This window comes from Rhizobium glycinendophyticum (assembly GCF_006443685.1).
Classification (GTDB): domain Bacteria; phylum Pseudomonadota; class Alphaproteobacteria; order Rhizobiales; family Rhizobiaceae; genus Allorhizobium; species Allorhizobium glycinendophyticum.
This window is the reverse complement of the sequence record NZ_VFYP01000005.1, coordinates 145,796-166,916: the sequence shown is the minus strand read 5'-3', so window position 1 is coordinate 166,916 and position 21,121 is coordinate 145,796. Positions and strand designations below refer to the sequence as shown.

At 61.1% G+C, this 21,121-nt stretch carries 19 protein-coding genes; 2 read left to right on the top strand and 17 right to left on the bottom strand.

All coding sequences use genetic code 11. The features are described 5' to 3' along the window. From FJQ55_RS21080 to FJQ55_RS21040, 9 genes are all read right to left on the bottom strand, one after another. The coding region (locus FJQ55_RS21080; protein ID WP_140831703.1) for a HAMP domain-containing protein at positions 1 to 946 on the bottom strand (946 nt) is incomplete at its 3' end. Positions 947 to 1,170: 224 nt separating this feature from the next. Further along, positions 1,171 to 2,859, bottom strand: a complete 1,689-nt coding sequence (locus FJQ55_RS21075; protein WP_140831700.1) for a methyl-accepting chemotaxis protein — start codon at positions 2,857 to 2,859, stop codon at positions 1,171 to 1,173. Positions 2,860 to 2,876: 17 nt separating this feature from the next. Next, positions 2,877 to 3,389, bottom strand: a complete 513-nt coding sequence (locus FJQ55_RS21070; RefSeq protein ID WP_140831698.1) for a chemotaxis protein CheW — start codon at positions 3,387 to 3,389, stop codon at positions 2,877 to 2,879. After that, complete coding sequence (locus FJQ55_RS21065; RefSeq protein ID WP_140831695.1) at positions 3,386 to 5,389, bottom strand: chemotaxis protein CheA; 2,004 nt, start codon at positions 5,387 to 5,389, stop codon at positions 3,386 to 3,388. The genes FJQ55_RS21070 and FJQ55_RS21065 overlap by 4 nt, the downstream gene beginning before the upstream one ends. Next, on the bottom strand, positions 5,386 to 5,754 hold the full coding sequence (locus FJQ55_RS21060; RefSeq protein WP_062284258.1) for a response regulator: 369 nt from the start codon (positions 5,752 to 5,754) through the stop codon (positions 5,386 to 5,388). Before FJQ55_RS21060 ends, FJQ55_RS21065 begins: the two co-directional genes overlap by 4 nt. Continuing rightward, positions 5,751 to 6,077, bottom strand: a complete 327-nt coding sequence (locus FJQ55_RS21055; RefSeq protein WP_140831693.1) for an STAS domain-containing protein — start codon at positions 6,075 to 6,077, stop codon at positions 5,751 to 5,753. The genes FJQ55_RS21060 and FJQ55_RS21055 overlap by 4 nt, the downstream gene beginning before the upstream one ends. Continuing rightward, a complete protein-coding gene (locus FJQ55_RS21050) occupies positions 6,074 to 7,186 on the bottom strand; it encodes an HD domain-containing phosphohydrolase (RefSeq protein ID WP_140831691.1) in 1,113 nt (370 codons plus the stop codon). Before FJQ55_RS21050 ends, FJQ55_RS21055 begins: the two co-directional genes overlap by 4 nt. A 232-nt stretch (positions 7,187 to 7,418) precedes the next feature. Beyond that, the gene (locus FJQ55_RS21045; RefSeq protein ID WP_140831689.1) at positions 7,419 to 8,384 is read right to left on the bottom strand and encodes a helix-turn-helix domain-containing protein; all 966 of its coding nucleotides are present in this window, start codon (positions 8,382 to 8,384) and stop codon (positions 7,419 to 7,421) included. A 163-nt stretch (positions 8,385 to 8,547) separates the two neighbouring features. Beyond that, positions 8,548 to 10,083, bottom strand: coding sequence for a sensor histidine kinase (locus FJQ55_RS21040; protein WP_161597019.1), 1,536 nt, complete (start codon positions 10,081 to 10,083; stop codon positions 8,548 to 8,550). Between the two features lie 242 nt (positions 10,084 to 10,325). Here FJQ55_RS21040 and FJQ55_RS21035 point away from each other — a divergent pair, with 242 nt between their 5' ends. Both FJQ55_RS21035 and FJQ55_RS21030 read left to right on the top strand, forming a co-directional pair. Further along, positions 10,326 to 11,558 carry a M24 family metallopeptidase gene (locus FJQ55_RS21035; protein WP_140831685.1) on the top strand — a complete coding sequence of 411 codons (1,233 nt, stop codon included), beginning with the start codon at positions 10,326 to 10,328 and terminating at the stop codon, positions 11,556 to 11,558. 129 nt (positions 11,559 to 11,687) lie between these two features. Further along, on the top strand, positions 11,688 to 12,719 hold the full coding sequence (locus tag FJQ55_RS21030) for a LacI family DNA-binding transcriptional regulator (RefSeq protein ID WP_140831683.1): 1,032 nt from the start codon (positions 11,688 to 11,690) through the stop codon (positions 12,717 to 12,719). Positions 12,720 to 12,724: 5 nt separating this feature from the next. On the opposite strand, the gene FJQ55_RS21025 is transcribed toward FJQ55_RS21030, so the two are convergent. From FJQ55_RS21025 to FJQ55_RS20990, 8 genes are all read right to left on the bottom strand, one after another. Further along, positions 12,725 to 13,756, bottom strand: a complete 1,032-nt coding sequence (locus tag FJQ55_RS21025; RefSeq protein ID WP_140831681.1) for an aldose epimerase family protein — start codon at positions 13,754 to 13,756, stop codon at positions 12,725 to 12,727. Next, positions 13,749 to 14,735 (bottom strand): ABC transporter permease, encoded by a 987-nt coding sequence (locus FJQ55_RS21020; protein ID WP_161597018.1) that lies wholly within the window; start codon positions 14,733 to 14,735, stop codon positions 13,749 to 13,751. The genes FJQ55_RS21025 and FJQ55_RS21020 overlap by 8 nt, the downstream gene beginning before the upstream one ends. A gap of 14 nt (positions 14,736 to 14,749) precedes the next feature. Then, entirely contained in the window at positions 14,750 to 16,252 is a 1,503-nt protein-coding gene (locus FJQ55_RS21015) for a sugar ABC transporter ATP-binding protein (RefSeq protein ID WP_140831677.1), read from the bottom strand. A 100-nt stretch (positions 16,253 to 16,352) separates the two neighbouring features. After that, positions 16,353 to 17,300, bottom strand: a complete 948-nt coding sequence (locus FJQ55_RS21010) for a substrate-binding domain-containing protein (protein WP_140831675.1) — start codon at positions 17,298 to 17,300, stop codon at positions 16,353 to 16,355. 59 nt (positions 17,301 to 17,359) lie between these two features. Beyond that, a complete protein-coding gene (locus FJQ55_RS21005) occupies positions 17,360 to 18,421 on the bottom strand; it encodes a carbohydrate kinase family protein (protein ID WP_140831673.1) in 1,062 nt (353 codons plus the stop codon). Further along, positions 18,421 to 19,092 (bottom strand): D-lyxose/D-mannose family sugar isomerase, encoded by a 672-nt coding sequence (locus FJQ55_RS21000; RefSeq protein ID WP_140831671.1) that lies wholly within the window; start codon positions 19,090 to 19,092, stop codon positions 18,421 to 18,423. The genes FJQ55_RS21005 and FJQ55_RS21000 overlap by 1 nt, the downstream gene beginning before the upstream one ends. A 9-nt stretch (positions 19,093 to 19,101) precedes the next feature. After that, positions 19,102 to 20,241 carry a Gfo/Idh/MocA family protein gene (locus tag FJQ55_RS20995; RefSeq protein WP_140831668.1) on the bottom strand — a complete coding sequence of 380 codons (1,140 nt, stop codon included), beginning with the start codon at positions 20,239 to 20,241 and terminating at the stop codon, positions 19,102 to 19,104. A 26-nt stretch (positions 20,242 to 20,267) separates the two neighbouring features. Continuing rightward, on the bottom strand, positions 20,268 to 21,092 hold the full coding sequence (locus FJQ55_RS20990) for a class I fructose-bisphosphate aldolase (protein ID WP_140831666.1): 825 nt from the start codon (positions 21,090 to 21,092) through the stop codon (positions 20,268 to 20,270). Positions 21,093 to 21,121: the final 29 nt, after the last annotated feature.

Below are 21,121 nucleotides of genomic sequence, written 5' to 3'. Positions count from 1 at the left end.
GCTGCTGGCTGCCGGCCGAAACATTTTCCGATGCGGCGAGCGCATCGCTGACGACGCCGCGGAGACGCTCGACCATGCTTTCCAGCGACAAGCCGAGAGTATCCTTGTCGGAGAGCGGCTTCGGTGCGACGGTGAGGTCGCCATTGGCGATCTGGCTGGCAATACCGGCGATCTGGCGCAGGTTGGCCGTCATCTTGTTGATCGTCTCGACCAGATCACGGATCTCGTCGTTCGTCTTGATTTCTACATTCTGGTCCAAGTCACCAATCGAGACCGCTTCGGCAACGAGCTTGATCTTGTTGAGACCGTTGCTGATGCTCATGGCTATCCAGGTGGCCGTGGCAATGGCTGCAAAGACGGCCAACGCGGCGACGCCCAGGAGAATGTTGCGCGTCGACGTGTAGAGCACATCAGTGTCCGTGTCGGCCTGCTTCATCTGGTCACGGTTGGCTTCCATCCGGGTATTGATGGTTTCTTCGATCTTGTCGGTCATCGCGCGGGCTTCGACCATGATCAGCCGCGTTGCGCCGACCCTGTCTCCAGCCTTGGCGAGTTCCCTGAGGCGACGATCAAGGGTCTGGATCTGTTGAAAGTCTGTCTGGACGTCCTGCCACGCCTTCTTGCCAGCCTCGGTCGAGGCCGCCTGAACAAGCCAGGCTACCGTATCCTCGAATTTCTTCAGGTTGCGGTCGCTGGCTTCAATATACTTCGCGACATCTACCTGATTTTCAGAGAGGGCGATGTTGGTCTGCGCCCGCGTCAGGCGCAGCTGAATGTTGCCGAGCTCCTGAGCCTTCTCAAGCCGGGCCGCCGGACCCGCAATGGTGTCGGAAATTGACTGATTGAGAATGCCGAGGCTGTAAATACCGTAGCCCATCGTGCCGATAAGAAGCGCAAGCATCAGGCCAAAGGCAGCGGCCAGCTTAAATTTGATCGTGAAACGCATAGAATATATCCCCATGTCCTGGCGTCGTGATCTAAAAAGTGCTGCATCGCTCTCGTCTGAATAGAGACCAGAGAATGCGGTTGTTGATGCAAGGCCGGTGGCGACGGATTGTGCGCACCAGGTCACTCGCCAGATTGCATTCGACAGAAGCGAGGACATTCACTTCCCGCCGGATTGCCCGGCCTGTTCGGGGGGCTGCGCCCGGCGAGCCGGGCGCAGATGGGTCATGCGACGCGGAAGTCCTGGTCGTCGCTGTCGGGGCCACCCATGCTCATGTCGAGTGAGAAGCCCTGAGATTTGGAGGTGCTGGTTGTCGGCCGGGCGAGGGGACGCTTCGCCGGTGCGTGGCTTGCCATCTTGGCTGCAACGGCCTTCAGCTGTTTCGCCTGCTGGCTGCCCTGGCCGGTGGCCGACTTGCCTGCGCCGTCCACCTTGAAGAAAGCGATCGAGGCCTGGAGCTCTTCGGCCTGGGCGGCGAGCTCTTCCGAGGTGGCCGACATCTCTTCCGAGGCGCCGGCGTTCTGCTGGGTCACCTTGTCGAGCTGCTGGATCGCCTCGTTGATCTGGCTCGAGCCGATGTCCTGCTCGCGGCAGGCTGCCGAGATTTCAGACACCAGTTCGGCGGTCTTGCGGATATCCGGCACCAGTCGGGTCAGCATCTCGCCGGCCTGGGTGGCGACCGAGACGGTCTCGCTGGAGAGGCCCGAGATTTCGGCCGCTGCCGCCTGGCTGCGTTCGGCGAGCTTGCGGACTTCCGAAGCGACGACGGCAAAGCCACGGCCATGTTCACCGGCACGGGCTGCTTCCACCGCCGCGTTGAGCGCGAGCAGGTCGGTCTGGCGGGCGATTTCCTGGACGATCGAGATCTTCTCGGCGATCGTGCGCATGGCGGTGACGGCCTTGTCGACAGCCTTGCCGCTTTCCTCGGCATCCGTTGCCGACTGACGGGCGATCTTCTCCGTCTGGGCGGCATTGTCGGCGTTCTGCTTGATGTTGGCGGCCATCTCTTCCATCGAGGCGGACGCTTCTTCGGCAGACGAGGCCTGTTCGGTCGCCCCCTGCGACAGCTGTTCCGACCCGGACGAAAGCTGCTGGCTGCCGGCCGAAACATTTTCCGATGCGGCGAGCGCATCGCCGACGACGGCGCGCAGGCGTTCGACCATGGAATTGACGTGACCGAGCAGCATGCCGATTTCGTCGCTGGTGCGGATTTCGGCGAGCTTGGTCAAATCGCCTTCGGACACGCGCTGGACGGTGGTCACGGCCGTGCTGATGCCACGGCTGATCGAGATGATGATCCAGATTGCAGCGAGGACTGCGGCAATCGAGGCGGCGGCGGCAAGACCAATGACGATCGAACGAATATTCGCGTATTCGTCCAGCGCATTCTTGTTGGCTGCGGCGAGACGTTCGCGCTCGAGCTGGAAGACCTCTGACAAGAGAGCGTCGATCTCAGAGGTTGTCGCGCGGGCGGTGGTGGTGGAGATTCGCGAGGCGGCATCCACGTTGCCCGCCAGCACGAAGCTGCGGATCTGGTCATCCTGCTTACGAAAGTCGGCGGTGAGGCCCTTCAGCTTGTTCCAAAGCACCATGCCCTGTTCGGTGGCCTTGCCGAGAATGATGTTGAAGGTCTCATCATATTCCGCGCGGGCCTTGTCGCTGTTGGCGATGTATTTTTCCGTCTCGTCTGTAGATGTCGACACCAGCATGTTCTTCTGCTGACGAACCTGCTGCAACTGCGCGATGTTCAGATCCTGCGCCGCGCTCAGGCGCGATGCCGGGCCGTTCAGGGTGTCGGTCCAGTGCGTGTTGACATCGGCAATGCTCGACACGCTGTAGAAGGCCGTGCCGACCAGCATGGTGATGATGAAGCCGAATGCCAGAAGAAGTTTTAGTTTGATCGTGAAGCGCATGGCCTCCTCGCTTTCTATCAAGCTGTCGCTGAGATGGTGGATCCGCGCTGGGAAGCGAAGATTGCCTGCAGGTTCGGAAGAATGATGAATTCACCTTCTCTCTTGACGAGGGCGTGAATGTAATCGGGCCGCCAACGCATCCCCACGATCGGCGGTGGCTCGCTCGCCGAAGCTGGCAGGCGGGTGACCTCATGAACTTTGTCGGTGCGGATGCCGATCAGGGAGAGTTCGCCGTCGAGAGCAAGTTCCGTGACCACGATCCGGCTGTCGATCGTCACTTCGCCGGCTTCCATGCCGAAGGCGACCCTGATGTCGGCGAGCGGGATGACCTTACCGCGGAAGTTGATGACGCTGCCGACGAAGGGCAGACTGCCGGGCACGCTGGTCTCGGGCAGGAGGTCGAGGATTTCCTGGACGATCGTCGCTTCGATGGCGAAGGTTTCGCCATTCAGCGTGAAGGTCAGAACCGAGAGATCGTCCGCGCCCATGAAGACCGCGCGGTGGTCCGTCTTTGCCTGTTGTTCGCTCATCCTGCAGCCCGCAATTGCGCCTCCTGTTGCTGTCCGGCCGCGATCAAGTGGGCGACGTCGAGGATCAGTGCGACATTGCCATCCCCGAGGATCGTGGCGCCCGAGAAGGACGACACCTGGTCGTGCAGCTTGGACATGGATTTGATGACCGTCTGGTGGTCACCGATGATCTGGTCGACGACGAGGCCGACGCGCTCGCGCCCGGTGGAGATCACAACGACCTTCTGATATGGATCCGGCTGGCTCCCGGTTCTGAAGAGTTCGCGAAGGCGCAGGAAGGGCACGAGATCGTCCCGCAGCGAGATGAAGCTGCGCCCGCGCGAGCGCAGGTCCTCTTCGAGCGAGAGTTCCAGGCATTCCTCGACCGCCGAGAGCGGAATGACGTAATTGCCATTGCCGACGCGGACGAGAAGGCCGTCGATGATGGCGAGCGTCAAGGGAATGCGGAGCGCAATCTCCGACCCGGTCCCCTCGTCGCTCTTGACGTCGATCGAGCCGCGCAGCGCCTCGATCGTCTTCTTGACCACGTCCATGCCGACGCCGCGACCGGAAAGGTTAGTGACCTTCTCTGCGGTGGAGAAGCCGGGTTGGAAAATTTGCTGCAGCAATTCCTGGTCCGACAGGGACTGGCCCGGCTGGATCAGACCGTTGGCTTCGGCCTTTGCCCGGACCCGAGCCCGGTCGATGCCACGGCCGTCGTCCTTGATGGTGATCACCACTTCACTGCCGGTCTGATGTGCCGAAAGGACGACCTGGCCGACAGCCGGTTTTCCGGAAGCGATGCGATCTTGCGGCAATTCCAGCCCGTGGTCGATGGAGTTGCGCACCAAGTGGACCAGTGGATCTGCAAGCCGGTCGATGACCGTCTTGTCGACTTCCGTGGTTTCGCCTGTTGTGACGAGCTCGATCTCCTTGCCTGTTTCGCGGGCGAGATCGTGCACGAGGCGGCGGAAGCGGCTGAAAAGGCTCGCAACCGGCATCATGCGCAGCACCATCATCGTGTCGCGCAGTTCGCCTGCGAGCCGTTCGATTTCTTCCGAAACCGAACGCAGGCCCAGATCGACGACAGAGCCGGCCATCTGGCTCAGTCGTGATTGCGCAATCACCAGCTCGCCGACGCGGTCCATCATTTCGTCAAGGCGCAGGGCCGGTACGCGGACATTGTCCGACTGCCGCTGGGACTTGGCGTCGGCTGCCGGTGTGCGCTGTTCCTCGCGGGCTGAAGGCACCTCGTTGGGGTGGACTTCTGCCGGTTGTGCCAGCGTCGTTTCAGGAACGACAGGCGCTGATGCCGGCGTCACGTCCTTCAGGTCCATCACCATTTCGTCCATGACGAAGATGAAAACATCCTCGATCTCGGAGCGTGGCTTGTCGGTGACGATGGTCGCATTCCAGCCGAGATAGAGCTGGGTAGGATCCATGGCGTCAAGAGGTGGCAGTTGATCGGAATTGACGCTGAGCCCGCATTCGCCGAGGTCGCGCAGTTCGTCGATAAGGCCGAGCGGGTTGGTGCCGTTGACCATGGAATCGGCGGGCAGGCGGAAGTCGAGCTGCCAGGTGCGTCGGGACGGTTCGGCAGGTGCTTCTTTTGGTTTGCCGGTGGTAGGGTGGCTTGTGCTTGACGCTTCGCGACCGACGGCCCTGTGCAACTGCTCCAGCAATTTGGTGCTCATGGCATCATGATCGCCATTTGGCTGATCGAGCAGGGCTTGCATGTGGCCTTGCGCATCGAGGACTGCGGCGATCAGTTCGCTCGTCGCTGGCGCTTCCCCTTTGCGGACGCGGTCGAAGGCTGTTTCGCAGTGATGGGTAAACGCGGCGAGCTGGTCGAAACCAAACATCGAGCCCGATCCCTTGAGCGTATGCAGGCCGCGGAAGACGGCATCGATCTGCCCCTTGTCGTCGAGATCGCGGGTCAGATCGAGCAGGCCCGCTTCGATTAACTCAAGCTGCTCGGCTGCTTCCGTTCGGAAAACCGCTATGGGATCCAGATTGTTCATCGGCCGAGGACCTTGCGTGCAATCTTGGTGAGGTTGTCTGCGTCGAAAGGCTTGGTGAGCCAGCCCGTGGCACCTGCGGCCTTGGCCTGCTGCTTGATGTCACCATCGGACTCGGTGGTGAGGAAGATGACGGGCGTGCCCATATAGGCCGGCAACTGGCGCAGGTTGCGGATCATCGTCAGTCCGTCCATGTTCGGCATGTTCAGGTCGGTCACGATCAAATCAAAGTTGCCGGATTTCAACTTCTGCAGTCCGTCTGCGCCATCAACCGCCTCCGTGACATTGTAGCCGGCGTTGGTGAGCGCGATCCGGGTGGTCATCCGGATGCTGGCGGAATCGTCTACGGTGAGAATGTTTGCGCTCATCTCTGATCTCCATTCATGATTGTCAGTGAACCACCGTCGAACGCAGCAGAGAGACCTGCCCGTTCCAGCGTGGTGAAAAACGGTCCCCGGTGAGGGGCGCGGATGCGCAGCGCGATGCCATCCCTTGCAGCCGTCGCTTGCGCAGACAGGAGAAGCTGCGGCAATGTCAGGTCACAGTCGCAATTCTCGGAAATTTCGATCTCCACGGGGCTACTACTTGCCTTTGCCTCACCAAAGGCGGCCAGCATGGCTTCGCGGGTTTCGGCGGCTGTCTTTATCGTCAGTGCGCCGTCGAGGCGGAGCGTCTTCAATTTCTCGGTCATGCTGCTGTTTCCAGTGCGGTTTCGGCTTGAGCGGGAGCGGCGGATGGGCTGTCTGTCTCAGGAGGGGCGGGCGAAGTATGTGCGCTCGTCTTGGCATAGAGGGGGCGAATGGAGGCCCATCTGCGATCGAAGGCGGCGACACAGGCGGGATCGAAGTGGTTGCCGCTGCCTCTCAGGATTTCACGGTGCGCTTCATCGACCGGCCAGGCCTTTTTGTAAGGACGTTCCGAGCAGAGGGCGTCGAAGACATCTGCGATCGCCACGATCCTGCCTTCGATCGGGATCCTGTCGGCGGCTAGTTTTTGCGGGTAACCCGTGCCGTCCCATTTCTCGTGATGGCTGCCAGCGATCGTGGCTGCAATGCGGATGATTTCGCTATCGCTGCCTTCGAGGATTTCGGCTCCGAAGGCAGCATGCGCACGCATTTCGTCCAGTTCTCGTGCGTCGAGGGGGCCGGACTTGAGCAGGACCGAATCGGAAACGCCAATCTTTCCGACATCGTGCAGAGGGCTTGCGAGATAGATCTTCTCGCACGTGGCGGCGTCTATACCGAGTTCTTCCGCGACCATTCGGGCGATCACGGCCACCCGTTCGAGGTGAAGTGCCGTCTCGCCGTCGCGACAGGCCATGGCTTTCGACAGCCGCCAGATGATTTCCTTTTCCTGGACTGCAATGCGCGCCCGAGCTGTGGCAACATCCTTTTCCAGTGCCTCTGCGCGCTCGGCAAGCGCCTGCTGAGCCAATCGCAGCGACAGAAGATTGCGAACCCGGATGCCGAACTCTGCCTGATCAATCGGCTTGTTCAGGAACTCGGTGACTCCGGCTTCTATTGCCGCGAGCTTGATGGTCGGATCCGTCTCAGAGGTCAGCATGATAACAGGAACATCCTTTGCCTTCGGCAATTGCCTGAATTGCAAAATCAGCTCGATACCGTTCATGCTTGGCATGTTGTAGTCGACCAGGATCAGGTCGGCTTGTTGGCTCCTGAGAACAGCGAGTGCGTGAGAAGGGTCCAGAAATGGCAGGATTTCGCACGAGTCGATGGCCGCAATGGCGCGCTTGATGAAAGATAAGATTGAGGGACTATCGTCTATCGCAAATATACGCATGGGTTTCCCTCGGCAAAACAGGGTTTAGCTGTTGAGCGGGACAGTTTTATATTGGGATTTTTTGATTTCCGCATCATGCGGTGGGCGCTGGAGACTCACAATGGAGGCTCTATATGATGCAACACTGCCGTCAGCGTGTTAACGCAGACTTAAGCGTGTATTCATTGCGCACACTTCCCCACAATTATGCGTTTTCGTGATCTTTTTGCGCGTGCGAGATTTTAGAATATTCTTATTCGTTGCTTGGCCGAGCTTTTCGGGTGTCAGAAGGCGATGTTCCGTACAATTCACGATAGCGAGCCGCGAAATATCCCATGTGCTTAAACCCCCACCGGGAGGCAATCGCCTCAATCGTCTGGTCGGCCGGGCCATGGAGGAGATCCTCGTGGACGCGGCTCAGGCGTAACTGCAGGAGATAGGCATTCGGGGTCGTCGACAAATGCTGCCGGAACGAGTTCTGTAGGGTGCGGATGCTGGCCCCGGCGCGCCGGGCGAGCTGTTCGATCGAGATGTCTTCGTGTGCATGTTGATCGAGCCAGTTGATGGCGCGTTCCAGGGGACGAGGCAATGTTGTTCGCTCCCCGGCGGTGGTCCGTGGCCAAAGGCTTGCAAACATCATGATCAGCGCATCATGCACCAATGCGGGCGCGCCTTCCGCGTCGGCTGGGTCGTCTGCCGGATCGATGCCGTAGAGGAGGTGGGTGGCAATCCTCTGGATGATGTCGATGCCCGTGACGTCGGGTCCGACAAGCGAGCGGAATTCGCCCAAGCCCCGGCCGGCGCTGCCATGGCTGCGATTGAGATTATGGGCGACCTGATTGAAAGGAACGACCATCGCCAGTTTGGCCGAATTTGGGCTTGCGACCGTTTCGATTTTGCGCGTGTCTTTTAGAAGTACGGCGCTTCCGGCCGTCGCCACAATTTCTTCACCGGCAGCACGAAAGACGAACTGCCCTGTTTCGATGAAGTGAATTTCTACCTGATGTTGGTGCGGACACCCGTACCGTACTCTGTAGCCGGACATAGACCGGATCTGCCAGATCGTCATCTCCTGGATTGCCGCGATATTGGCAGTAATATCGAAGGGACCTGGTTTTTCCAGGCTCTCAAACAGCGAGGGGCGAAAGACCGCCTCGCTGAAGGTCTGCATCTCGAGATGGTCTTCGGACCAAATCTTGTGCTTTCTCAAATCGGACATGGACGAGTCGAACAACAGTGTTAATTTAAAAATGTTTTATAGACGTCCAATTTAAACGCTCGGCGGACGGGGTACCAGTGGTTGACTCGGCTTTAATTGGATTTCGCGCAGATGGTCGTTTTTTTGAAGATGTCAGCAGCGTTTTTCTGACATGTTCTGATCGTCAGACCAGCTTGATGCGTGCCTTGAAACGCGTTCCCGCACTGCCGTCGAGTTCGAAGCTGCCGTCGAGCTGACGGATCGAGCCCTCTATCAGTCGGGTTCCCGTGCCTTTGGACAGGGTCTCGGGATCGAACCCCCTGCCATTGTCGATGACTTCGAGGCTGCTGAAGCCATCATCGCCCAAAGGCTGTAGAATGAGGGTCAATCTGCCCCTCTCGTCTTCGGCGAAGGCATATTTCAGACTGTTGGTGACGAGTTCATTGATCAGGAGCGCCAGCGACGTCGCGCGATCATTGGAGACCTTCATCGGCGCCAGATCGAATTCGACCTGAACGTCCGCACCGTGGGCCGCGACGACGTTGTGTGTCACTGTCTCAACGAGTTCCGCCGCGTCCAGCTGACTGAAGGAATCACGTTGGTAAATCTGTTCATGCACGGCGACCATGGCCTTGATCCGATTGCCGAGGGCTTCGGATTTCTCGTTCCCCTTCATGTGAAGGCGAATGAGCGACATTACGGATTGCAGGTTGTTCTTCACTCGGTGGTGGACTTCCCGCAGAAGGAATTCATTGTTTTCCAGCGCGACCTGAAGGGCAGCGGACTGATGATCCTGATCTCTCAGCAGCTGGCGGGTTCGCCAGGCGGCGGCGAGTGAACCGAGGCAGGCAAGGATAGTGACCGAGGCCAAAACCGTCATGTCCCGCCAGAATGGCTGCATCAGCAAATCGTAGTCGGCGGCGGCAATGGCGATGAACGGTGTACCGTCGACTTTGCGATAACCGACCAGACGGCGCACGCCGTCCATTGGAGATATCTGGGAAAGGTAAGTGCCCTGATCCGCAGTTTTGAGATAGTTGGTGAAGAGAGGATGATTGCTCATGTCGAGTTCGCGATCCGGCTTCGGATAGCGGGCAACGAGCATTCCGTCGTTACGGATAAAGCCGACCGAAAAACTGCCTCCAAGATCAACCGATTCCCAGATCGGCTTCATAATGTCACCGGAAAGAGAGACAGTCACCGCTCCGGCAAAGGCACCGTCGCGCTCGAGGCGACGGCTGAAGACGAAGATGCGGTCATTGTTCAGTCGGCTGATGAGGAGCGAGGATACATATTCCGTCCGCCCCTCCTTCAGCGCCACGAAGTAGTCCCTGTCGGTGATGTCGATCGGCTTTACGTTCGGATCGGTCGAATAGAGCGTATGTCCTTCTGCGTCGACCACATAAGCCTTGACCGCCCCGGGCAAGTCCTGAACGGCGTCGCTGATATCCCGCACGGTGGTCCCGCCGTTGGCTGGATCATGGGGCTCCTTCACCGCATCGGCTATGCGTCGGGTTGCCTGCACACCCAGTTCGTAAACCCAGGTGGCATGGGTAGCGACAATGTGGGTGGAGGTAGCGACGCGGTCTTCGGCGGCGCGCACCGTGTTGTGGTAGGACTGCACGCCCCAGGTGGCGGCCAGTGCTACAAAGCCAATCCAGGCGATCAAGGTGGCTGTCGTGGCGAACCTTTGTGCGGAAGCCGAGGATTGCCGCTCCATGTCAAACTCCCGAACCCCGAACTCGCCTTGCGGGCATGCGCGCTTCCGAACAGCCGCAAGTTTTGCAGGCACCAGAATTGCTGGTGTATTCCAGTGGGGGAGTGTCATCAAGTTCCAAGCACATCCGCGGGGGCGGTTTAGCGGAATTTCTACAAGTCGCTGCGAGACGCCGGCATCACCCGATACTGGCGCTTGCTGTCGACTGGAGATAAGTGGCTTCAAGGACAATGTCGGAGCTAGCGATGAGCGATTTGGATAGATCCAGAGCACAGGGGCTGATGCAGGCGGCGGGTCTCGATGCCCTTGTCCTGTTCCAGCCCGAAGCGTTCCGGTATGCGATCGGTGCGCCAGCGGGCGTCGCCACGATGTGGGGTCGGGCCGGTGCTGCCGCAGCGCTCGTGCCGGCCGATGCTTCGCTGCCTCTTGCTGCCGTTGCCAGCGATCATGCCGCACTTGCAATTCGCCTGAAGTCCCCCGCTGTCGACTTGCGCACGCACCGCATCTGGATCGATGGTGTTGACCTTCAGGGGGCAACGCGTCTTGCCGACATCGACGGGTGTTACCGGCGTTCGGGTGCCGGCGGGCCAAGACCGGAAACCTTTGACAGAAGCCGGTGTTTTGACTTGCTGGGGGATCTGCTCGCCGTGCGGGGGCTCTCCCATGGTCGGGTGGGCGTCGACCTGGAATTTATGCCGGCTGCGGATTTCGAGGCGTTGCGCCGGGCGTTGCCGACAATCAGCTGGGTGGATGGCTCTGATGTTTTGCGCCGGTTGCGTGCGATCAAGACGCCAAACGAAATCCATCGGCTGCGGCGTGCCGCTCAGGCGGCTGAAGGCGGGTTGGTTCGCATGGCGAAAGCCATTCGCCCCGGAAGTTGCCTCGCAGATCTTTCGACCGCCTGGAAGGCGGGCGCCCAGGATGCGGCGACAGCCGGCGGGTTCTCGCTCAGCGGCCACTGGGATTTCATCTCGGTCGGGCCTGATCTCTCCAACATGGCGGCCGTCGTCTCACCCGGTGTCCTGATCAAGGCCGATGTCGGGACCCTTGTCGATGGCTATTCCTCAGATGGTGCGCGAACCTTCAGTTATGGTCCCGTCTCTGATCTGGCGCAGGATGTGTTCAAGGCGCTGGAGGCCGCTTTCGCGGCCGGGCTGGAGCAGATCCGGCCTGGAAACACGTTCGGTGCCGTTCATGCAGCCATGTTGTCTTCGATGCGGCGGGACGGTATTGGCGAGTATTTTCGCGGCCATTTCGGGCATTCCGTCGGCGGCAGCGTCGGCATCGAGGAATGGCCCTTCTTCTCGGCCAACAATCCGGAACTCATTGAGGTCGGCATGGTGGTGGCGCTGGAGGCGCCTTTCTACGGTCAGAATTTCGGGGCGCTGATGATCGAGGATCAGTTCCTGGTCACGGCATCCGGGGTGGAATGTATGAACGCCTTGCCCCGAAATTTGCGCGACCTGTCCGCTGATTGAGCGAGCGATGTCACGGCATCCCACGGTTCGAAGGCCGGAAGTCCGTGTTGTATGCTTTTCGTGCAACTTGTCTGGAGCGGGAATTGTGCGTACTCCAGTGTCTTGTGAAGCGATGCGGGAAGGCGGGGCGTGACAACCAGTATTCGGACGATTGCCAAGGTTGCTGAGACCTCGGTCTCTTCGGTCTCGCGTGTCCTCAACAATAGCGGCTATGTCTCACCGGATGTGCGCCAGCGCGTCGAGGCTGCGATCAAAGACCTGAACTATGCGCCGAGCAAGGGCGCGCGCATGCTGCGGGGCGAGGCAAGCCAGATGATCGGCCTCATGCTTCCCTCCATCGACGTACCGTTTTTCGGCATTCTGGCCAACACCATCGAGCGGGAACTGTTCGAGCGCGGCTATCATACGCTGATCTGCAGCTCGGCCGAAAACGAGGATCATGAAGCACGTTACGTCGCCATGCTCCGGGCGCAGCGCGTCGAAGGAGTCATCGTCGCCAGTGCCTATGGTGGAACGGCACACCTGCAGCCGCTGGTCGATTCTGGTATCCCGATTATTGCGATCGACCGAGAGCTCGTCGGGATCTCCGACGACGTGTTCATGGCCGATCACGCCGAGGGGGGGCGCATCATGGCGCGGCATCTGGCGGGTCTCGGGCACCGGCATATCGCCGTCGTCGGCGCTCCGGGGCACAGTCAGCCGATCCAGCTGCGTCTCAGCGGTATTCGCGATGTTCTGCAGGAGATTGGCTATCCGCCAGCATTCGAGGCTATCGGCGAGGAGCACAGTTTTGTCGCCACCTATGGGCTGGCGCGCATGATCCTGGAAAAACGCCCCGAAGTGACCGCGATCATCGGTACCACCGATATCGCCGCTGTCGCCGCCATCCATGCGGCCCGCGACATCGGCCGGACCGTCCCGGACGACTGCTCAGTGATCGGTTTCGATGATCTGCCGGAAGCAAGCTATGTCCTGCCGCGGCTGACGACGGTCGCGCAGCCCATTCGCGAGGTTGGGCTCGAAGCCACAAGAAAGCTCGAAGAACGTCTGGTCGATCGGCAGCGGGGGCTGGAGCGTCGTCCCGTCAGTCGGGTCCGGTTGCCGGTTCGTTTGATCGAGCGGGAGTCGACGGGGCCGGTTCCGGCCGGTCGCCAGGGTTGAGACCCTCAGATGGCTTCAACGCCGATCCGGTAATGGGTTGTGAGGGGAGATCCTGCCTTAAACGGGTAGCAGGTCTCGACTCCTGCCCGCTGCAACGGGTTGGGATCGGCCGATACGCGCGTGCCTAGATCGAAGGCAGCTCTTACGGGTTCAATGCCGAGCGCCAAGTGTCGGCCATTCCAGGGGCGGTGGGTGCGGCCGCGATTTGAAATCCATAGCATCAGGCTTGGGAAGATCAGCGGGTCCCACTGAAGCGTCACCCGATACCGTTCCGCGTGGTTGGTCAGGACTGCCCGGCCGCAGATGTCGGTCAATAGCAAAAGGGTCTCTGAAGGCTCTGAGAGGGGGAGGCGGGTGAGTGACAGCGGCCGATCCTGCCTGCTCCATAGTCCATCGAGACTTTCGAAGTGGCGGTTTGGCTGGACCAGAGATTTCGGCGTCTCTTCGTCCAGAGGATGTGACCAAACCGTGCCGTGTGGACCGACATCGAGAATGGCGCCGGCTTCCTGCTCTGGCAGTCGAAAGACCGGGTGGAGGCCGATCGGCAGGCGGGTGTCCCGGCGCGGCGTGATGGTGAGGCTGCAGTCGATCACCGGTCGGCCGGCCACGCCCTCGACCTGTCTCTCCAGCGTTTGAATCGGGTGATCGTCCGGGTAGCGGATCGTTGCCGACATGCGATTTTCGGAGGGCGCTTCCAGATCCCAGTGGTGGTTAGCGCCATAGCCGTGAGGATGACGGTCGTGCGAAAGGGCACCGTCGCCTGCGCGGGTGGTTTTGGTGGGCCAAGGGGTTGGCAAAGATGCCGCCGGCGGAGAGCCGAAGGGGACGCAGGGCCAGTCCCCGCGCAGTCGGCGCAAGATGCCAGGTTGGTCGGACATGTCCTCGTCGTGCCATGGTGCGACATGGAAGGGGCAGACGGAGCGTCCGTCATCGAGCTTGAACCGGACAGGCGCGAGCATGCCGCCCAGGCTCTGTAGCGTTGCCTCGCCACGATCCCAGCGCATCGATAGGCGCTCGATGTGTTCTTCCTCAGCCATGGGACGCTGCCGGTCGATCAATGATCAGGTTGATGAAGACGGCACCGAGGATCAGGACGCCGCGGACGACCTGCTGGGCGTAAGGATTGAAGCCCCAGAGGGTCATGGCGTTGAGCAGCACGCCGAGAAAGAGCACCCCGACAAATGCGCCCCAGATCGATCCCTTGCCACCGAAGAGGCTGACGCCACCGATGATGACGGCCGAGATCACCTCCAGTTCCATGCCCTTGGCGATCGTCGGATTGCCGGAGTTGAGCAGCGAGGAATAGACGATGCCGCCGGCCACCGCGAAGAGGCTGGTGATGACGAGGCACCAGGTTCGGGTGCGGTTGACATGGAGGCCCGAGAGGCGGGCCGCTTCTGCATTGCCGCCGATCGCATAAACCGAGCGACCGAAGCTCGTGTAGTTGGCGAGCACGTGAGTGACGATAAAGGCGAGTAGCAGCAGATAGACCGGGAAGGGGATGTGGAAGATGCGGCCGCTGCCGATGAAATAGTACCAGGACGGGAAGGATTCGATCGGCGTGCCGTCGGTGATCAGGTTGGCGAGGCCGGCAAGCGTCGCCATCATGGCGAGCGAGGAGATGAAGGTCGGCACCATGAAGCGGTTGCGCAGCCAGCCATTGAAGATTCCGATGGAGGCGCCGAAGGCGAGTGTCAGAATGCCGGCTGCCACCACATGCCAGACACTGGGTTCAAAGGCTCCTCCGGATATCAGGCTGACCAACCAGGCGAGCACGCAGGCCGAGGCCGCGACCATCGATCCGACGGAAAGGTCGATCTCGCCGACGATGATCAGCAGCGTCATGCCGAAGGCGATCATGCCGGGCACTGCGATGGTGCGCAGGATGTTGAGCTGGTTGTCGATGCTCATGAAGCCGCGCGCGGTGAAGGCGACGAGGATGTAGAGTGCGATCAGGATGATCAGCATCGAATTGCGTCGTGCGAAGGTCGCGAAGGTGTTGCCCGAGCGGGTCATCGGCCTCTCCGAATTCATGGGTTGGTCTGCCGCGCCATGCAGGCGGCATAGAGTGTCTTGGGATCGAGGCCGTCATTGACGAATTCCTCGGTGATACGGCCATCGCGCAGGATCAGGATCCGGTCGCAGCATTCGACCAGGTCCTCCAGTTCGGTGGAGACGACGATGCTGGACAGGCCTTCGAGGGCCTTTGACCAGATGATCTGGTAGATCTGTTGCTTGGCCTGGACGTCGACGCCGCGACCGGGCTCGTCGAAGAGCAGGATGCGCGGCGCATTGTTCAGCCAGTTGCCGACGACGACCTTTTGCTGATTGCCACCGGAGAGGCTGGAGACGGGCAGCATGGGGCTTCCGATCTTGATCGAAAGATCCCCGATCTGTCGCTCGACGGCGGGCCGTTCCCGTCCCTCGGTAACGAAGCCGCGGTGGCTGAAGCGTTGCATGGCGGCCAGGCAGAGATTGGCGTGGATCGAAAGGATCTGGACAAGCCCGCTCTCCTTGCGGTCTTCCGAGGTATAGCCGATACCGAGGCGTTTCATGGTCTGGATCGAAACGTCTTCGACGCGTCTGCCGTCGATCCTGATCTCGCCACCGTTGGCCGACCCGGCGCCGTAGATCGCACGAAGCAATTCGGTGCGGCCAGACCCCAGCATGCCGGCAATGCCCAGGACTTCGCCTTTGTGCAGATCGAAGCTGACGCTCTTGAGCATCGGCTCGATGCTCAGGTTGCGAACGCTCAAGATCGGTTCTCCAGCAGCAATCGGGCGGGGTGGCCGTATTGCCGGGGTGATGTCGCCGAACATCATCTGGAGGATGACGGCAGGGGTCGCGTCTGCCATGGGACAGGAGCCGGTGAAGTGACCGTCGCGCAGGGCCGTGACGGTATCGGCGATTTCGCCGAGTTCGGCGAGCCGATGAGAAATATATATGATGGTCACACCCCGGTCGCGAAGGCGACGGACGAGGCCGAACAGCTGCTGCACTTCTGCCTGGGCAAGTGCCGAGGTCGGTTCGTCGAGCTGCAGGATGCTCGGGTTCAGAGACATCGCCTTGACGATTTCGACGAGTTGCTGGCGCCCGATCGAGAGGCTCGATACAGGTTGGGCCGGATCGATGTCGCCGGCGCCCATTTCGTCCAGCAGTGCCTTTGCCTGGCGTAGCAGGCCCGGCCAGTCGATGAAGGGCGTATTCGCGTGCCGGGGCAGGCGACCGAGATAGATGTTCTCGGCCACAGAGAGATGCGGCACGAGGCTCAGTTCCTGATAAACCGTGACGATACCCGCCTTCAGCGCATCCGAGGGGTGGGTGAAGCTGCAGGCGCGGCCGTCGACGAGCATTTCGCCCGAGGTCGGCTGGACCGCACCGGCCAGCATCTTGATGAAGGTGCTTTTGCCCGAGCCGTTCTTGCCGAGCAGAGCGTGCACCTGTCCCTTAGCGAAGGAATGGGTGAAGTCGTTCAGGGCCTTGACGGACCCATAGTGTTTCGTCAGGTGCCGCAGTTCGAGCGCGTTTGCCATTGTTGCTCCGTGCATCCGAGGGACAGCCGGGATAGGGAGGTGCAGAGCTTGGCCGTGCTCTGCACCCGGTTCCAGCGGGATGGAGGTCTCTCCGCCGGCCTTACTTCAGCGACTCGGCGAAAGCCTTGACGGCATCCGGCTGGGTGCGCGACAGGAGCAGCGTTGGGACGGATGTCTGCTCGGCAACCTTTTCACCCTTCAGGATGGCGAGTGCTGCGTTGACACCGCTTGCACCCATGTCGAACGGCGACTGGGCGGTCACGGCCTGGAGCACGTTGTCGGACGAGAGCAGGCCCTTGGCCAGCTGTTCCGAGCCGTCGATGCCGAAGACGTAGACGGAGCCTGCCTTGCCGGCATTGCGGACGGCCTGCATCGCGCCGATCGTGCCGCCTTCATTGGCCGCATAGATGACGTTGACGTCGGCATTGGCCGTCAGGATGTCGGTTGCGACCGAAACGGCCTTTTCCGGGAGCCAGGCGTCCTGTTCGGTGACAACATCGATGCTGTTGCCTTCTGCTGCTGCTTCCTTGAAGCCTTCTGTGCGCTCGCCGCTCTGTTCCGGCAGAAGCGACTTGAAGCCGAGGATCGCGACCTTGGCCTTGCCTCCGAGGGTTTCCTTGATGAAGCTCGCGGCCGCCTTGCCGGTGGTGGCGCCAAGGTCCTTGTTCGAGGTTGAGAAGGTTGCCTGGGCAATGCCGGCTTCGGTGAGGCCGCCATTGACGGCGACGACGACGATACCGGCATCGCGGGCGCGCTTCAGGGCCGCTGCCGAATTTTTCGCGGAAACGGGAGCGATCACGATCGCGCTGACCTTGCGGGCGATATAGGTGTCGATCGCCTGGCTTTCCTTGGCCTGGTCGCCGTCGATGTTGATTTCCAGCACTTCCGCGCCGGCCTTCTCACCGGCGTCGCGCATGCCGGCCTGCAGCGACTTCATGAACTGATCGCCCTGAAAGACGATGCTTGCGATGACGGGCTTGTCTTCGGCTGTGGCGATGCCGGTGCTGGCTGCGAGGCCGAGCGTGGCTGCGATAATGATCTTCTTCATGGTCTTTCCTCCCTAGGGTTTCGATTGGTGATCACGGCCTCCTCGCCGGGATCGGGCTGCTATCCGGCTGCCGGACCGCTGTCGCCGATTTCGGCGAGCAGGACCGACATGTCGGGGATGCCATCGGTGGCCGTCGCGCCACCGAGACAATGGACCGCTGCGCGATGGGCGACAGCGGAAATGGTGTCGATCGGCCAGCCTTCGTGCAGGCCGTAGAGCACTGCCGCACAGAAAGCGTCACCTGCGCCGACGGGGCTTACGATTGCCGAGGGATCGACGGGGTAGGCCGGCGTTTTGACGGGCGCTGTTCCGGGTGTGAACCAGATGGAGAGCTCTGGTGCATGGATGACAACGCCCCTGGCGACGCCGCCGTCCAGAAGCTTCTGCCCCGCCGTTTCCAACGCTGACATCAGGAGCGCGCCCGTCTTGTCGCGAACCGCTATTCCGGTTGCGCGTCCTGCCTCGGTCTCGTTGACGATCACGTAGTCGCACTGCGGCAGGGCAACGGCCACCTGTTCGGCAAAGGCGGGATCCTCGCTGGAGACGAAGTCGACGCAGGTTGTGAGACCGGCATCGCGCGCGGCTTTCAGCAAGCGGGCGGCGCCGGATGAGCCGCGCTCATCCTTCCGGTCAAGCGCCGGTAGGAGCATCAGGTAGCCGAGATAGAAGATCTTGTGTCCGCTTTCGGCATAGGCTTTCGCATCGATAGCGCTGTCGGTCAAAAGATCGTTGGAGCCGCCGTGATAGAAGAAGGTGCGGCTCTGGCCCGGCACGTTCATCACATGGGTATGAGCGGTTGCGTGCCCCGGGAGTGTGCGCAGACCTTCGACGTCGATTCCGAGGGCCGCGTGACGATCACGGACATAGTCGCCGTCACGATCATCGCCAAGTGCACCGGCTACCGCCAAGCGACCGGGGAACCCCAGCGAGGCGAGATCGGTGATCACATTGGCTGCGCCGCCGCCGACTCCCATGTCCTGATGCAGGATATGGGCGAGGCTTCCCTGTTCAGGCCAATAGGACAGCGTGTGGATGCGATCCACGATGAAGTTGCCGACGCAGACGATGCCGCCGCGCTCATGTTCATCCCGTCCGTTGCAAACCTCCTCCCTGGCTCTCATCAGACGCTCCCCTCGTTCCAGAGGGGCCTTAGGGGCGGTTCGTCCTCCTCGATATCGGCGAAGCGACCGATCGGTTCCAGGAAGTAGTTGTCCGTCCGGTCGTCGTTGACCTGGCTCACTTCGCCGACCAGAACGGGACCGGTTCCCATGGCACCATAGAAGCGGTGATAAAGACCGGTGGGTATGGTGACGCTCTGGCCCGGATGCAGGATCAGCGGTTCCCAGGTGCCGAGTCGGTGTTCAATCCCGTCAACGAGGACGGTCACGTCGCAGGCGGTTGTCTTATCCGCTGCGTCGGCCGCACAGAATTCGATGACGAGATCACCACCGGCGCGGTTGATGATGTCTTCCTGCTTGGCCTTGTGCAAATGGGCGGGTGTCAGCTGGCCCTCCTCAATGAAGAGCAGCTTTTCTGCATAAGTCCGTTCGCCGTCCACGCCCAGAATGCCGTTGCGCAGACAGAAGAGCACAAGGCCTTGCTCCGCGAAGCGGCCGGAGCCGAAGTCGGTCACGTCCCAGCCGAGCTGGCGACTGCGCAGATACTGTGCCGCCTCGGGATTGGCCGCGAGGTCTGCGGATGTCCACTGGCCCCAGGCAGGCAGCGACCAACGCCAAGTCTCGAGCATTCCGATGGCGAAGCGTATGGCCTCATTGATTTCAGAGCGTTTCATCGCCGCGCCTCAATCGTAGTCGACGGTGACGACGCGGTTTTCGAGACCGGACTGAAGGGCTGCCGTCAGCACGGCGTGGTGGGCGGCAGCTTCAGCCGGGCTGGCGCAGGGGAAGCCGTTTGCGGTGCCGCCGGCCAGTTCGTCGACGAAGGCTGCCCACATCTGCTGGATTGCATCGGCGAAACCGAATTCGAAGATCTTGCCGGTGATAGCAGGGAAGACGGAGCCGTAGCCGAGGTCCTCGGTGTTCCAGGACTGGGTGCTGCCCTGGTAATCCATCCACTGCCACTGGCGCGGCTGCTTGGTCGAGAAGAAGGCACTCTTCTTCATGCCAAGGATGCGGATGTACCAGGTGTTGGATTCGCCGGGGGCGATGCGCCAGGTCTTGAGGATCAGCGGAAAATCCTGGCCCGCGGTGCGCACGCGGCTGCTGATCGTTGCATTGTCCCAGGTGGTGCAGGGCACCGTGTTGCCCTTGCCATCAGGCCGTTCGGTCACCCGCTTCACGAGATTGGCGTGCAGGGTGTCCGGGAACCATCCAAGCCGCAGAGGGACATGGAGGACATGCATGCCGAGGTCGCCCATGCAGCCATAGGCGCCGTTGATGTGCTCCATCCGCTTCCAGTTGATCGGCTTCATGGGATCGATGTCCGAGGAATGCAGGAACCCGGCTTCGACTTCGAGAATCTCACCCATCTCGCCGCTTGCCGCCATCGCGATAACTTTCTGGGCACCGGGGAAGTAGGGCATCTCCGACGAGCAGCGGACGATGAGTTCCGGATGCTCGGCGAGTTCAGCCACGATCGCCCGGTTCTGCTCCCGGTCCATGCCGAAGGGCTTTTCGCCCAGCAGGTGTTTTCCGGCCTTCAGAATGTCCGTGTAGAACTCCGCATGCAGGACATGGGGGACTGCGCAGTAGATGGCGTCCACATCCGGATTGGCCAGCAGTTCGCGGTAGTCGGTTGTGGCCTGAGCTACTGATGGGACGTGGGTCTGAAACCACCCCATCAGGTCAGGATTGGTGTCGCAGACGGCGACGATCTCCGGCCGGGCCTTGGCGTCCGTCAGATGCATCCAGCGCGCGGCGGCGCTGGCAAACTCGCGTCCCATCAGGCCGCAGCCGATGACGCCGAAACGAAATGTCTTCATAGCTTTCCTCCTCCCGTCACGCTGCCTCAGACGAGGTGGCTGGACGCCTCATCGGCGGTTGCGCCGTCATGAACGATGGCCATCAACGCACGGGTCATGCCGCCCGGATTGGCGTGCTGGATGACGTTGCGGCCATAGACGATGCCGCGAGCGCCCTGCTCCATCAGCACCTTGGTGCGCGAGAGGATTTCCTGGTCGGAGACCCTGCCACCGCCGCGCACGAGTACCGGCAGGCCTTGGGCAATCTCGATCACGCGGTGATATTCCGTCACGTCGTCGCATGGGTCGGCCTTGATGATGTCGGCACCGAGTTCTGCGGCTTGGCGTACCAGCGGCAGGATCTTGTCGATCGCGCCGTCCACCATGTAGGCGCCCTTGGAATTGTCCTGCATGACCAGCGGCTCGACCATTAGCGGCATGCCGTAGATCTCGCATTCGCGCTTCAGGCTGTTCACGTTGCGCACGCAGGCCCGGTAGACCTCCGGCTGGTTCGGCAGCATCAGCAGGTTGACGACGACGCATGCGGCATCGAGCGCGATCGCCTGTTCGACAGGGCGGTCAATGATCTCGGAGAACAAGGCGCTTGGAAGCGGATTGCCGTAGATGTTGGCGATGTCGGTGCGCAGCACGAGGGCTGGGCGTGCCTTCCCGGGGATCGACTGCAACATGGGGGCTGTGCCCGGCGGGAGCTGGATCGCATCCGGGGCGGCTGCGGCGATGACGTCGATCGCGGTGCGCATGTTCTCGATGCCCGCGAGAAAGGTGCGCTCGTTGAACATGCCGTGGTCGATGGCGACGTCGAAGCAGTTTCCAGACGTGCCGAAGAGGCGGTTGAGCCGCGCGAGTTTCATCGATTTCCTCCCGATGTGGTAACGTTTTC

What these genes read in the sequence shown, in the direction of transcription:
- FJQ55_RS21005 (WP_140831673.1), bottom strand. Translation starts at nt 18,421, where the DNA reads ATGAGAGCCAGGGAGGAGGTTTGCAACGGACGGGATGAACATGAGCGC.
- FJQ55_RS21065 (WP_140831695.1), bottom strand. Translation starts at nt 5,389, where the DNA reads ATGAACAATCTGGATCCCATAGCGGTTTTCCGAACGGAAGCAGCCGAG.
- FJQ55_RS21015 (WP_140831677.1), bottom strand. Translation starts at nt 16,252, where the DNA reads ATGGCAAACGCGCTCGAACTGCGGCACCTGACGAAACACTATGGGTCC.
- FJQ55_RS21050 (WP_140831691.1), bottom strand. Translation starts at nt 7,186, where the DNA reads ATGCGTATATTTGCGATAGACGATAGTCCCTCAATCTTATCTTTCATC.
- FJQ55_RS21025 (WP_140831681.1), bottom strand. Translation starts at nt 13,756, where the DNA reads ATGGCTGAGGAAGAACACATCGAGCGCCTATCGATGCGCTGGGATCGT.
- FJQ55_RS21000 (WP_140831671.1), bottom strand. Translation starts at nt 19,092, where the DNA reads ATGAAACGCTCTGAAATCAATGAGGCCATACGCTTCGCCATCGGAATG.
- FJQ55_RS21070 (WP_140831698.1), bottom strand. Translation starts at nt 3,389, where the DNA reads ATGAGCGAACAACAGGCAAAGACGGACCACCGCGCGGTCTTCATGGGC.
- FJQ55_RS20990 (WP_140831666.1), bottom strand. Translation starts at nt 21,092, where the DNA reads ATGAAACTCGCGCGGCTCAACCGCCTCTTCGGCACGTCTGGAAACTGC.
- FJQ55_RS21060 (WP_062284258.1), bottom strand. Translation starts at nt 5,754, where the DNA reads ATGAGCGCAAACATTCTCACCGTAGACGATTCCGCCAGCATCCGGATG.
- FJQ55_RS21045 (WP_140831689.1), bottom strand. Translation starts at nt 8,384, where the DNA reads ATGTCCGATTTGAGAAAGCACAAGATTTGGTCCGAAGACCATCTCGAG.
- FJQ55_RS21055 (WP_140831693.1), bottom strand. Translation starts at nt 6,077, where the DNA reads ATGACCGAGAAATTGAAGACGCTCCGCCTCGACGGCGCACTGACGATA.
- FJQ55_RS20995 (WP_140831668.1), bottom strand. Translation starts at nt 20,241, where the DNA reads ATGAAGACATTTCGTTTCGGCGTCATCGGCTGCGGCCTGATGGGACGC.
- FJQ55_RS21040 (WP_161597019.1), bottom strand. Translation starts at nt 10,083, where the DNA reads ATGGAGCGGCAATCCTCGGCTTCCGCACAAAGGTTCGCCACGACAGCC.
- FJQ55_RS21010 (WP_140831675.1), bottom strand. Translation starts at nt 17,300, where the DNA reads ATGAAGAAGATCATTATCGCAGCCACGCTCGGCCTCGCAGCCAGCACC.
- FJQ55_RS21020 (WP_161597018.1), bottom strand. Translation starts at nt 14,735, where the DNA reads ATGACCCGCTCGGGCAACACCTTCGCGACCTTCGCACGACGCAATTCG.
- FJQ55_RS21075 (WP_140831700.1), bottom strand. Translation starts at nt 2,859, where the DNA reads ATGCGCTTCACGATCAAACTAAAACTTCTTCTGGCATTCGGCTTCATC.
- FJQ55_RS21035 (WP_140831685.1), top strand. Translation starts at nt 10,326, where the DNA reads ATGAGCGATTTGGATAGATCCAGAGCACAGGGGCTGATGCAGGCGGCG.